This window comes from Streptomyces solincola (assembly GCF_002982015.1).
GTDB lineage: Bacteria > Actinomycetota > Actinomycetes > Streptomycetales > Streptomycetaceae > Streptomyces > Streptomyces solincola.
The window spans coordinates 1-13,249 of the sequence record NZ_PVLV01000229.1 but is presented as its reverse complement, the minus strand read 5'-3'; the positions used below and the strand labels follow the sequence as shown (position 1 = coordinate 13,249).

Below are 13,249 nucleotides of genomic sequence, written 5' to 3'. Positions count from 1 at the left end.
GGACGCCGGTGGAGCGGACCGAGCGGGGCGGGGTGAAGCCGGGGTCCTGGGCGCGCCGCAGCTCGGCGGCGACGGCCATGATCTCGGCGGGGGTGCGGTAGTTGACGCCCAGCACCACCCGCTCGTAGCGCTCGCCGACGTACGGCTCCAGGATGTCCTGCCAGGAGCCGCAGCCGGCCGGGGCGCCGGTCTGGGCGGGGTCGCCGACCAGGGTCATGGAGCGGGTGGGGATCCGGCGCATCAGCAGCCGCCAGGCCATCGCGGACAGCTCCTGGGCCTCGTCGACGATGACGTGGCCGAAGGCCCAGGTGCGGTCGGCGGCGGCGCGTTCGGCGGCGCTGCGCCTGTCCTCCTCCTCGTGGCGCTCGGCGAACCGCTCGGCGTCGATGACGTCGTGGGCGGCGAGCACCTCGGACTCCTCGTCCTCGAACTCGTAGGTCCGCGAGGCGTAGGAGACGTCCAGTACGCCCTGGGCGTAGGCGATCCGCTCGGTGCGGGCGCGCTCGGCGGCGGCCCGGGCGGCGGAGTCGTCCGCGCCGAGGAGTTCGGCGGCCTCGTCGAGGAGGGGGATGTCGGCCTCGGTCCAGGGGCCCTCGGGAGCGTCCGTGTCGCGGCGGACGAACTCGGCCTCACCGTCGGGGAGGTGGCCGTCGGGCGCGGCGAGGAAGGCGGCCACCAGGTCCTGCGGGGTGAGGGTGGGCCACAGCTCCTCGATCGCGGCGTGCACCTCGGCGCTGGCGGCGACCTCCTTGCCGATCTGGGCGACGTCGGAGGCGTCGAGGAGGTTGGGGCCGCCGTAGGGGTCGGCGCCGAGGCGTTCGGTCAACTGCGCGGTGAGGGCGTCGATGATCCGGGTGGCGAACCGGGGGCGGGCCAGGTTGTGCGGGAGGCCGGTGGCGCGCGCGTCCCAGCGGGCGTCCTCGGCGGTGTCCCGGTCCAGCAGCAGGGTGCCGTAGTCGTCGTGGTCGATCTCCAGCGGAGCGCTGGTGGCGGGCACCGTCTGGTGCTCGCGCAGCACCTGGCGCAGGATGTCGGCCATGGCGGCCCGGCCCTTGATCTCGGCGGCCTCCGGGCTGTCGGCTGCGGTGACGGTCACCCCGGGGAACAGCTCGGCCACGGTGGCCAGCAGCACCCCGGTCTCGCCGAGCGCGGGCAGCACCTCGCCGATGTAGCCGAGGAAGGCCGGGTTGGGGCCGACGATCAGCACGGCGCGCTTGGCGAGCTGCTCGCGGTGGGCGTAGAGGAGGTAGGCGGCCCGGTGCAGGGCGACGGCGGTCTTGCCGGTGCCCGGACCGCCCTCGACGACCAGCACGCGCTGGTGCGGGGCGCGGATGATCCGGTCCTGCTCGGCCTGGATGGTCTGCACGATGTCGGTCATCCGGCCGGTGCGGGCGGCGCCGAGCGCGGCGAGCAGCACGGCGTCGGCGTCCGGGTTCTCGTGGCCGGTGCGCACCGGGTCGGCCAGGTCGAGGATCTCGTCGTGCAGGGCGGTGACGTCGCGGCCCTTCATGGTGATGTGCCGCCGGCGGCGCAGTCCCATCGGGTGGTGCCCGGTGGCCAGGTAGAACGGCCGGGCGACCTCGGCGCGCCAGTCGAGGACCAGCGGGGTGTGCTCGGCGTCGTCCTCGCGGATGCCGATCCGCCCGATGCGGTGGTCGCGCCCGTCGCGGAACTCCAGCCTGCCGAAGCAGATGCCCTGCTCGCCGGCTTCGTACCCGGCGAGGAGCGCGGACTGCTCGGCCACCAGGACGTCCCGCTCCTTGCGGGCCTGGAAGGTGCTGCCGCCGGCCTTCAGGGCCGCCTTCAGGGCGGCGGACGCCTGGTCGCGGAGGCGGTCGAGGCGGGCGTACAGGCCGTCGACGAAGTCCTGCTCGGCCCGCAGCTCCCCCCGCTCCGCGCTCTCCTTCGCCTGCTCGACCGGCACCGTGTCCGGCTTCGCCGGCTCGTGCGCTACCGGTCCCCGCGCTGCCGTGTCCGGCTTCGCCGGCTCGTGCGCCGCCGTGTCCGGCTCCGTCGGCTTCTGCGCTTGCGTTGACAATCCCACTCCCGACGCGGTATCTTCCGTGGACTGATGCTCTTCGTGTGCGGCTTCGCCATGCCTGCACGCCCGTACACGAACCAGAAATCTTACGCGAAGGGGAGCCCTCGCCGCCAGCCGCGGCCGGGCTCCCCTTCGTCGTGCCGGGCCGTCCCCCGCCTCCCCGGGGTGCGCAGTCGTCCCGTTCGCGTCCCGGGCGGGTCCAGCGCCGGTAGGCTTTCTGATGACCCGTCGGGCGCCCGGGCGACGCGCGCCCGCACAGCGCAGGCGAGGGGGAAGCAGTGTCCAAGGTCGTGCTGTGCCACGGGATCGGCTACACCTTCGCGCACCGCGAGAACATGCACGGCGACTGGTTCCGGGAGCTGCGCACCGGTCTGGTCGACACCGGTCTGCCGCCGGTGGAGGCTGCCGACGTGGCGGCCGTGTACTACGGCAACTGCTACCGCTCGGTGGGCAAGAAGGGCGGGCCGGGCTCGGACGAGTTCTCCGAGCTGCCGGGCTACGGTCCGGCCGATCTCGACGACGACCTGGAGCTGGAGCTGCTGGAGGCCCTCGCGGAGAACACCGGCGAGGGGCGGCCCGGCTCGAAGGGTGCGGTGCAGGGCCTGTTCCGCAGGCTGGTGGAGAGCGAGCTGCTGGGCGACGCCCCCGCCAAGGCGGTCGTCTGGATGATCAAGCAGGTGCACCGCTATCTGACGGACGACGCCCTGCGGGACGCGGTGCTGGCCCGCTGGGACGGGGTGGTGACCGGGGACACCCGGGTGGTCGTGGCGCACTCGCTGGGCAGCGTGATCGCCTACGACGCGCTGTGCGCCCACCCGGAGTGGGAGGTCGACACCCTGGTGACGCTGGGCTCGCCGCTGGGGCTGGGGGCGATCTCCTCCCGGCTGCGGCCGCCGCTGGTGCGGGGCGAGGCGGCGCGGTGGCCGAACGTGCGCCGCTGGGTCAACGTGGCCGCGGTGGAGGACCCGGTGGCCCTGGTCAAGGAGCTGGCGCCGCTGTTCGGCAAGGAGGTCGAGGACCACCTGGTGCGCAACGGGCGGTTCGGCGCGCACTCCGTACGGCGGTACCTGACCACCGCCGAGGCCGCCCGGGGGATCGCGGATGGCCTCGCCGGCCGCTGAGACCGTCGCCGGCCGGACCGCCGCCGAGACCGTCGCCCGCCGGACCGCCGCCGGGAGCGCGGCCGGGGCGGCCGCCGCGCCGGCCCTCGGCACGGCGGCGGGGCGCGGCGGCGGGAGCGTCGACGGGCACCGGCGGGTCTTCGTCGTCGCCGGGACGGCGGCCTACGGGCCGGGCCTGGAGCCGCTGCCGCGGGTGAAGGACGAGATCGCCCTCGTCCGCGGGGTGTTCGAGGAGATCGGCCTGACGGCCGCCGAGGGCGTGCTCCTCGACCCGCGGCCCGAGGAGCTGAAGCAGGCGGTCGCCGGCGCGCGGCGCGGTACGGAGCAGGACGGGCCGCCGCACTCGCTGGTGCTGTACTACTCCGGGCACGGCTACGCCTCCAACGGCTCCTACCGGCTGGCCATGTCCGGCGGGACCAGGGGGACCGACCGGGACGAGGCCACCTCGATCACCGCGCACGAACTGGCGGACCTGGTCAACGAGCAGACCCGGGTGGACGGCCGGGGCCGGCCGGAGCAGGTGGTGGTCCTGGTGGACGCCTGCTCCTCGGGCATGGCCGTCTCCGACTTCGCACAGCACGAGCAGGCCGTCACCCAGCAGGGCAACCGCAAGCCGGCCGTCTTCCTCATCACCTCGGCGGGCCGGACCCAGGAGGCCGACCAACTGGCCTTCGCCGACGCCCTGTCGGCTTCCCTGAAGTCGCCGGGCATCCCGAAGAGCGCCAGGTACGTCGAGCTGCGCGCCCTGCGCAAGGAGATCCACCACCACCTGGCCGGCCGGCGGCAGGACGTCCACGTGTACGCCACACCCGGCAAGGGCGGGCAGGACTGCCGGGTCTTCCCCAACCCGCGCTACGAGAAGCTGCGCCCCCAGCAACTGCCGGAGGCGGCCGCGGGATCCGGCTGGGCCTTCTGCGGCCGCGAGCGCGCCCAGCGCGACCTGGTCGCGCACCTGGCCGGCGCCGCCCCGGACGGCGGCGGGCCGGTCAACGTCACCGGGCCCTCCGGTTCGGGGAAGTCCACCCTGCTCGCCTGGCTGGCCGCCGCCTCCGACGAACGACCGCTCCCCACCGTCTCGGACGCCGCCATGGACGCCGTCTCGGACGCCCCCGCCTTGTCGGTGCCGCCGGGCCGCGCGGTGCTGGTGCAGGCGTACGGCGGCTCCCGGGGCAGCGTCCTGCACGAGATCGGCGCCGAGCTGGGGGTGCCCTACCGCGACGACCCGGCGGCCTTCTTCGACGCGCTGGCGAGGCTGCCGGAACCGCGCTGGGTGCTGGTCGACACGGTGAACCGGGTGGGCGCCACCGACGCGGAGGACCACGGCAGCGCGGAGACGGTCCGGGAGTTCGCCGAGAAGGTGCTGCTGCCGCTGAGCGAACTACCCACCGTGAGACTGGCGTTCAGCACCGAGGAGCCGCTCGTCCTGCCCGGGGTGCGCGAGCTGCCGCTGGGCGAGGCGCCGTACTTCGACCCCGGCGACATCGAGCTGCTGGCCCGGCAGGTCCTCACCACCCGGCGCGGGACACTGCACGACAGGGTGTCCCGGCCCACGCTCGACGGCTACGCCGACGCCATCCGCGAACGGTCCGGCACCTCCTTCCTGCGGGCCTACCTCTTCTCCATCGACCTGGCAGGGCGCAAGCCGACGGAAGACGAGGCGCGCGTGCAGACCTCCGTGACGGACGTCTTCGAACGGGAGCTGGCCAAGCTGGCGCCGGAGGATCCGGACTGGGCGAAGGACCTGCTCACCCCGCTGGCCTGGGCGCTGGGCGGCGGGGTGCCCGACTACCCGCTCTGGATCGACCTGGTCCGCCGGCTCACCGGCCGCCGCACCGACCGCACCGCGCTCGACAGGCTGCTGGCGCGGACCGAGGAGTTCGTCACCGAGACCGAGGACGTCGCCGGCGGTGCCGGCTGGCGGCTGCGACGCGAGGAGTACGCCCGCCACCTCGCCCCGGTGGAGGACACCGCACGGGCGCACGCCGCCTTCACCGGGGCCCTGACCGACGCGCTCGGCGCCGCCGGGCCCGGCCACCGCCCGCGCTGGTCCGCCGCCGACGGCTACACCCGGCGCAACCTCGCCGAACACGCCCAGCGCGCCGGGATGCTGGACGAGCTGCTCACCGACCCGGACTTCCTCCTGTGCGTCGACCCGCCGCGGCTGCGCCGGGCCCTGACGCTGTCCGGCTCGCCCCGGGCCCGCGCGGTGCGCAGGATCACGGACCGGCTGTTCGCCGGCGCCCGGGACGACGGATGCGACATGTCCCGGCTGGAGTTCCTCGCCCAGGCGTACCAGCAGGGCGAGCTGGCCCGCAACGCCGGCGGCCTGCCGCGGCCGTGGCGCAGCACCTGGGTGCACCGGGAGTCCAGCGACAGCGTCAGCGGGGTCTCCGTCGCCGACCGCCGCCGGTTCCTGGTGGTCGGCACCCAGGAGGGCGGCGTCCTGTACGGCGAACGGGACCGGCCCGGGCTGCGCCCCCCGCACCCCGCCGCCGACACCGGCGACGCCGCCGCCCAACTCTCCGCGGTGGGCGCGGGGATGCTGCACGGCCGGCCCTTCGCCGCCCTCGCCACCTGGGCCGGCGGGCTCACCCTGCACGATCTGGAGTCCGGGCAGCGGTACCCCATGGCGGAGCCGCCGTTCCCGGACCGGGTCATCGCCTGCGAACTGGGCGAGCACGGGCTGCTGATCGCCTCGGCGCACGCCTGGCGGCGCTGCGAGAAGGAGGGGGTCGACGACCGGCCGGTCGACAGCGGCGGGCTGGTCCTGGCCTCCGTCGCCACCGCGGTCGTCTCCGGCGAGTGCTGGACGGTGGCCTGCTGCCCCACCGGCGAGGTGGCCGCCTGGGGACCGGACGGCTTGCTGCGGTGCACCTTCACCACCCCGCAGCGGCAGGCGCTCACCTGGATCGGCGCCCATGACGGCGACATCCTCACCGCGAGCAACGACGGCACCGTGTGGCGCAGCAGCCCCTACGGCACCGGTCAGCGCTGCGTCGCGGCCCACGGCGACCAGCGGGTGACGTCGCTGAAGGTGCTGCGCACCGGCGGGGGCACGCTGCTGCTGACCACCGGCCTGGACGGCTTCGTACGGCTGACTCCGCTGGACCGGGGCTTGGCCGGTCCACGGCCGGAGGTCGCCCTCGACGTCGGCACCGGCGTCTGGTCCGCCGACCTGGAGGAGACCGGCCGACTGGTGGTGTGCACCCAGAACGGCACCGCCCGCATCACCCTGTGACCTCCGCGACCCGAGCGACCTCCGCGTCCGGCGCGGGCGAGGAGCCGGACCGGAACCGGTGCGGCGCCCCGCGACGTATCGCACCACCAGCCACTGAGCACCGCACCTTAAGGGGACCAGCTTGCCGGACAGCAACGGAACGCAGCCGCAGGCCGAGCAGGACGCCTACCGCACCACCCTCCTCCTGCACGCCCTGGCCACGCTCACCCGGCAGCCGGGGAGCACCCCGGCCGAGGCGCTGTCGCTGGTGGCCGCGCTGGTCGAGCGCACCGCCCTGCTCACCCCGGACGCGCCGGTGCCGGTGGAGTCCCTGCGCTGGGAGGCGGCCGGGCCGGGCGAGGCGCTGAGCGGGGTCGGGGCGCTGCTGGCGGAGGACCTGGAGCCCGGGTCGACCGGGCTGGGGCCGTGGCTGCCGGCGCTGCGGGAGGCCGGGCTGCTCGACGGGCTGTACGCGTTCGCCGGCCGGGCCGAGGAGCTGCACCCCGCGCGGGGGGCGTACTGCCCGGCGCCGCCTCCTCCGGAGCCCGGCGGACCCGACGCCGTGCACCTGCTGCTGCGGCCGGACCCCGGTTGGTCCGCGGTCGCGGCCGTGCCGGTGCGCTTCTCCACCGAGCCGGCGGAGGCGGAGACGGAGCCGGCCGGGGACCCGGAGCCCGTCCCGGACGCGGACCCGCCGGCCGTCCCGGACGCAAACCCTGAAGCGGTCCCCGAGCCCGGCGCGGCCCCGGAGCCCGCCCCGGCGCCCGCGTACTGCCCGCTGGACGACGGTTTCCGGGCCGAGGCGGCGCGGGCGCTGGCGCACGCGTGCCGGCTAGTCAAGGCCCGGGGGCGGGTCCAGCCGCCCCGGGTGACCGCCTCCTTCCCGTCGTCGCCGGGGGTGCGCGCGCCGTCCGCCGTGCAGGGCGGCGTCGGCGCGGCCGCGGTCGCCCTCACCTATCTGGCCGGCGAGGCGGGGCTGCCCTCCCCGGCCCGGATGGGCGTGTTCGTCATGGCCGGCATCGCGGCGGACGGCCGGGACGGGCAGTGGACGGCGCCCGGTGACGTACGCCTGTGGGAGACGGCCCGCGCGTCCGGGCTCGCCGTGCTGAGCTGCGGCCCGGCCGGCTGGACGCTGGAGGGGCGCGGGGCGCCGGCGTCCTCCCCCGACCGGACCCTGAACGGCGCCGCCGCGCTGCTGTGGGGCACGGCCTGGGACGAGGCCGAGGACCGCTGGCACGCCGAGACCCTGCGGCGGCGAGGGTGGCGGGTCGTGTACGCGAGCCCCACCGGTCTCGCGCCCGGCGGCGCCGACGCCTGGCAGGAGGATCCGGCCGAGCCGCCGCTGGTGGAGGCCGACCAGGTGGACGTGTTGCAGGGGCAGTTCACCATGCAGGCGCAGTCCGCCCATCAGACGCGGCTGGGGATGGTGCTGGCCGGGCCGGCGAACAGCGGCAAGAGCGTGATCGCCCGCCAGTTGGCCGCCCGGATGGAGCGGGCCCGCTGGAAGGTCCTCACGCTGTCGCCGGCCGACCGGCGGCTGCCGATGGAAGGCGACCTGCCGGCGATCGTCCGCTCGGCGATGCACCTCACCGGGGTCCCGGCCGGCGCCCGCACCCTGGTGGTGATCGAGGACCTGCACCCGCTGGAGCGGGGTGACGTGGGCCGGGACGTCGCGGCGCTCGTCGCCGAGCTGGGGGTGCACGCGCTGGCCCTCACCCGGTTCGCCGAGGGCTCCGGCGTCGAGTGGGACTCCGGGCTGCTGTCGCCGATGACCGCGGTGGTCGGCGAGGCCGAGGTGGCGGCGCTGGCCCGGCGGATGGTCGAGCGCCACCCGGACGTGTACGGCGCGGCCGCGGCGGTGCTGCCGGCGCTGCTGGAGACGGCCCGGCGGGACCTGTGGCTGCTCAGCCGCTCGATGCGGGAGGCCGCGGCCCAGCCCGAGGAGGACCGGCGGCAGGCGGTCGCCGCCCCGGTCCGGCCGGCCGAGGCGGTGGCGGGCCTGGGGCCCGCGGAGCGGGAGGAGCTGAAGCTGGTCGCGGCCGTCTCCCAGCTCGGGGACGGCGTGCCCGAGGAGTACGTGGAGCTGCGCGCCCGTGCCGTGCTCGCCCGGATGGGCGCCCGGCGGTCGCACGGCACGGTGCGGCTTCCCAGCCGCCACCACGCCCGGCTGCTGCTGCGCGAGCTGACCCCGGGCGAGAAGGTCTCCGACGTCAGCGCCGCCGCCGACCTGCGCCGGATGGCGGAGCCGGTGGCGGCGTACCTGCTGCGACTGCTGGACGAGGACCGGGACGGCAGGCTGGTCGGGCTGCTGCGGGTGTGCCACGCCTACGACTCGCTGCTGCTGGGCCGGATACTCAACCAGGACGACGTGCGGGAGGCCGTCGCCCGGTGGACGGACGACCGGGACGTGGCGACCGCCTGCGTGGTGCTGACGATCTGCGACCACTATCTGCACCACACCTGGGTGCCGGCCCGGATGCCGGACGTGATGGCGCGGGTGCCGGCGGCCGGCGAGCTGACCGCCCGTGCGCTGTCGTCGGTGCTGAAGCTGGTGGCCCGGCACTGGCACCACGTCAAGGGCACCGCCGGCTTCGAGGCGTTCATGGCCTGGCTGGCCGAGCCGGGCGGCGGGCTGGCGGCGGTGATGAACCGGCCGGCCACCCTGGAGGACCGCTACCACCTGGCGCGCCGGGTCTTCCGGCTGCACCACGACTCCTCGCCGGGGCTGATCGTCGGGCTGACCGACGTGCTCGTGCAGGACATCCGCGAGGACTCGGCGAGCGACCTCATCCATGTGCGCAAGCTGGACGACCTGCTGGACCGCTGCCGCAACCGGCTGCCGGACCCCGACCGCGACCGCGACCGGCCCCGCCGCCCGCTGGAGACGCGGCAGGAGATCCACGACCTGCTGGAGCGGCGCCCGGCGGACGACGCCCGCTTCGGCGTGGTCGTCGGCTGGCTGGCGCTGCGGCTGCACTTCGGCGGCCAGGAGGTCGACTACGAGGAGCTGATCGAGGCCAACGAGGGGCAGGTGCGGCTCGCCCTCGGCCGGGCGACCGCCGCTGAGGTGAGCCAGGCGCTGAGCGACCTGTCCCGCAACTACCGGGCGTTCTGCACCAAGCTGCTCAACCGGGTGCGCCCGGTCGAGAAGCTGCGCACGGTGCTGCGCCAGGCCGCCCCGCCGGCGGCCGCCAACCTGCTGTCGGTGCTGTCCAACATCCACAGCGGTACGGTGCGCGGTCTGCTGTACCGGGAGAGCGGCGGCGCCCTGGAGGTGGACGCCCCGCTGGCCTGGGAGCTGGCGAAGCGGGTGGAGAAGCTGGCGGACGGCAAGGGCGCCGGGCTGCTGCTGTCGGCCACCCACCGGATCGACGAGCTGTACTGCTCCGGGGAGCGGACGTTCGCCGGGGAGCTGGCGGCGAGGCTGGGCCGGGACTTCGCCCTGGGACTGCTGGGCAGGGAGCGCAGGTCGTCGGTGCTGTACCACTTCCTGCGGGGGCTGTGGGAGGCGGAGGCGGAGTACCGGCGCGAGGTCGAGCAGTATGTGTTTGAACTGATCGTCGACTCGATCGGGTCGCGGCACCGGGTGCACCGGCCGTGGGCGGCGCAGTTGGGCGTGCTGCTGGTGGGGGACGACTACTTCGGCCTGGAGCTGCTGACCAGGCTGGCCGAGGTGGTCGAACCGGCCCCGCTGGCGCGGCAGATGACGGAGGCGGGTCTGCGGGCGGACACCTTCGGCGCGCTGCACCGGCTGGCGCGGGCCATCCACCCGGACATCCCCCGGCGCTACCGCGACGACTTCGACACCAGCCGGATGTTCGAGTCCCTCGTGCCGGCCGCCCCCAACTCGGTGGCCGAGCGGCTGCGGGTCACCGTGCACACGCTGCGGATGAGCGGGGAGGAGGACGCGCAGACCCGGCTGCTGGCGGCGTTCCGGGAGTACCGGTCGACCCGGGACTGGGACTGGGCCGCCGAGATCCGCCGGATGCCGACCACGCACCTGGCGCAGAGCCTGGACAACCTGCGCAAGCTGGACCCGGCGCTGGCGACCGACGTGGTGGCGGACCTGGAGGGGACGGGGACGGACCACGGGCCGGGGTTCCTGGTCAGCTCGGTGAAGCGCTCGGTGTCCGCTCCGGACCGGCTCGCGAACCTGCTGCGGGCGGTCGACATGGTGCAGCCCGGCAAGGGGCGGGGCCTGCTGGCGGTGCTGCGGGACGACCACTTCGCCTGGCGGGACTTCACCGAGGAGTTCCGCTACGAGCAGGACCCCGGCAACCAGGGCAGGCTGGGCCGGCAGTTGGCGGGGCTCGGGGTGCTGCCGGGGCAGGGGCACCTGAAGTGGATGAAGCGCCTGGTGTACGAGAAGTGGCTGAAGGTGGTGGTCAAGCTGGCCAGCCCGCGGGCGATCAACGAGCTGCTGCGGCTGACGTACATCTGGGACGAGCAGTGGGGAACCGAGCTGTGCGCCAGCGTCGACCACGGCAAGCTGCTGAGCCGGGTCCGCCGCGGCAGCGCGACCGATCTGCGGGTGGTGCCCGGTCTGCTGCACGTGCTGGTGCTGACCGGGCAGCGGGACCTCGCGCAGAGCGTCATCGACCAGTTGCCGCAGCCGGGCGAACTGGCCCGCAAGCTGGGCCTGTCCGGCTCCTCGCACCTGCTGCGGAAGCTGTCCGCGCTGCGGCGGGAGAACGTCGCGGACTTCGGCGCGGCGACCGCCGGGCTGCTCGACGCGGCGGTCGACCGGCACCTGGTGCTCGACCCGGACGCCCACTGGGCGTCCATCGGCTGGGCGGCCCAGGCGCTGCGCGAGACCGGTCTCGACCCGCTCCTGCCCGGCCGGACGCCGCGGCACCCGGTCAACGGCGCCTATGGCGCGGAGGTCGCCTGGGCGGCCACGTGGCTGCCGGAGTCGGAGTGGACCGCTGACGCCCTGGACACGGCGCTGCCGGCGTTCGAGCGCGCCTCCCGCACCTGGCACCAGGCCGAACTGACCGCCATGGCGCTGATCGCCTCGGTCCGCGCGGGCCGGCTCGGGGACGTGTCGGGGGAGGAGGCCCACCTGAGCGTCATCGCGGACGCCTCCCCCGGGGTCCTCACCCTGGCCTACCGCGCCGGGCTGGAACACGAGGACCTGGCCAGGCTGCTGCTGGAGCTGAAGCCCGCCGTCGAGCAGCGCCTGAAGGAGCGGGTGCGCGCGGTGGACCCCTGGCGGCAGGAGCTGCTGACCCTGCTGAGCCGGCTGCGCGTCCCCGAACAGCAGCCGCGCCCCGGCCTGTTCGGCCCCGCCGGCCTGCGCGCCCGCCACTGACGCCGGCCGCCCGGCACGGCGGAGCGGCCGCGCGGGAGGGGGGATCCCGCGCGGCCGCGTCGCAGGGGCGGGCCCCGAAGGGCCCCGGAGTCAGACCTTCACCGGGTCCCGGCGGTCGGGGGCGCCGCCCTCGGTGTCGGTGTCGGTGTCCGCGGTCTCGGCGGGGCCGTGGTCGTCGACGAGGGTGCGCTCGTCGAAGGGGACGCGGCCGGCCAGGACCTCGGCGGCGCGCTCCTTGTCGATCTCCTTGGTCCAGGTGCCGACCAGCACCGTGGCGACCGCGTTGCCGGCGAAGTTGGTCAGGGCGCGGGCCTCGCTCATGAAGCGGTCGATGCCCACGATCAGGCCCACGCCGTCGACCAGGGCCGGCTTGTGCGACTGGAGGCCGCCGGCCAGGGTGGCCAGGCCCGCGCCGGTGACGCCGGCCGCGCCCTTGGAGGCGATGACCATGAAGACCAGGAGGGAGATCTGCTCGCCGACGGAGAGCGGGTCGCCCATCGCCTCGGCGACGAAGAGCGAGGCCATCGTCAGGTAGATGGCGGTGCCGTCCAGGTTGAAGGAGTAGCCGGTGGGGACGGTGATGCCGACCACCGGCTTGCTGACGCCCAGGTGCTCCATCTTCGCGATGAGGCGGGGCAGCGCCGACTCCGACGAGGAGGTGGAGAGGATCAGCAGGAACTCCCGGCCCAGGTATTTCAGCAGCGCGACGACGCTGATGCCGGCCACCAGCCGCAGCAGCGCGCCGAGGACCAGGAAGACGAAGATGGCGCAGGTCAGATAGAAGCCGATCATGATGACGGCGAGCGACTTCAGGGCATCGACGCCGGTTTCGCCGACGACGGCGGCGATCGCGCCGAACGCACCCACCGGGGCGGCCCACATGATCATGGCGAGGATGCGGAAGACCAGGCGCTGGATGTGCCCGATGCCGCGCAGCACCGGCTCGCCGGAGCGGCCCATGGCCTGCAACGCGAAGCCCGCGAGCAGCGCGACCAGCAGGGTCTGGAGCACCTCGCCCTCGGTGAAGGCGGAGACGATGGTCTTGGGGATGACGCCGAGGAGGAAGTCGACCGTGCCCTCGCTCGCGCCCGCCGCCTGCTGCTCGCCCGCCGACGCGGCCTCGTCGGTCAGCCGCAGGCTCGCGCCGGGCTCCAGCAGGTTGCCGACCACCAGGCCGATGGCCAGCGCCACCGTGGACATGACCATGAAGTAGCCGAGGGCCAGTCCGCCGACCGCGCCGACCTTGGCGGCCTTGCGGACCGAGCCGACGCCCAGCACGATCGTGCAGAAGATGATCGGCGAGATCATCATCTTGATCAGGTTGACGAACCCGGTGCCCAGCGGTTTCAGCTCCACGGCCACGCCCGGGGCGAGGAAGCCCACGGCGATGCCGAGCACCACCGCCGCGATGACGGCCAGGTACAGATAGTGCGTGCGGTCCCGCCGTGCGGCCACGGGGTCCTCCTACGAATGAGTCGTTCCACGTCCCGGTGGATCCCGCAGACCATCTCTCACCTTGTGCGGCCGGTCACCCTTGCGTCTGTGTCTTTTACACATCT

Annotated in this window: 5 protein-coding genes; 3 read left to right on the top strand and 2 right to left on the bottom strand. The window is 74.9% G+C overall.

Annotated elements, in window-relative coordinates:
- Positions 1 to 1,924, bottom strand: a 1,924-nt coding sequence (locus tag C6N75_RS16200; protein WP_407703232.1) for a HelD family protein, incomplete at its 3' end; no start/stop codon positions are given.
- Between the two features lie 395 nt (positions 1,925 to 2,319).
- Between C6N75_RS16200 and C6N75_RS16195 the strand changes: the two genes are divergently transcribed.
- The 3 genes from C6N75_RS16195 to C6N75_RS30715 all read left to right on the top strand — a co-directional run bounded on the left by C6N75_RS16195 (position 2,320) and on the right by C6N75_RS30715 (position 11,690).
- Positions 2,320 to 3,162, top strand: coding sequence for an alpha/beta hydrolase (locus tag C6N75_RS16195; protein WP_105869615.1), 843 nt, complete (start codon positions 2,320 to 2,322; stop codon positions 3,160 to 3,162).
- Complete coding sequence (locus C6N75_RS16190) at positions 3,143 to 6,400, top strand: ATP-binding protein (RefSeq protein WP_105869614.1); 3,258 nt, start codon at positions 3,143 to 3,145, stop codon at positions 6,398 to 6,400. Before C6N75_RS16195 ends, C6N75_RS16190 begins: the two co-directional genes overlap by 20 nt.
- A gap of 121 nt (positions 6,401 to 6,521) precedes the next feature.
- The gene (locus C6N75_RS30715; RefSeq protein WP_105869613.1) at positions 6,522 to 11,690 is read left to right on the top strand and encodes a hypothetical protein; all 5,169 of its coding nucleotides are present in this window, start codon (positions 6,522 to 6,524) and stop codon (positions 11,688 to 11,690) included.
- 90 nt (positions 11,691 to 11,780) lie between these two features.
- Here C6N75_RS30715 and C6N75_RS16180 read toward each other — a convergent pair whose 3' ends face one another.
- Entirely contained in the window at positions 11,781 to 13,145 is a 1,365-nt protein-coding gene (locus C6N75_RS16180; protein WP_181160494.1) for a cation:dicarboxylate symporter family transporter, read from the bottom strand.
- Between the last annotated feature and the right edge of the window lie 104 nt (positions 13,146 to 13,249).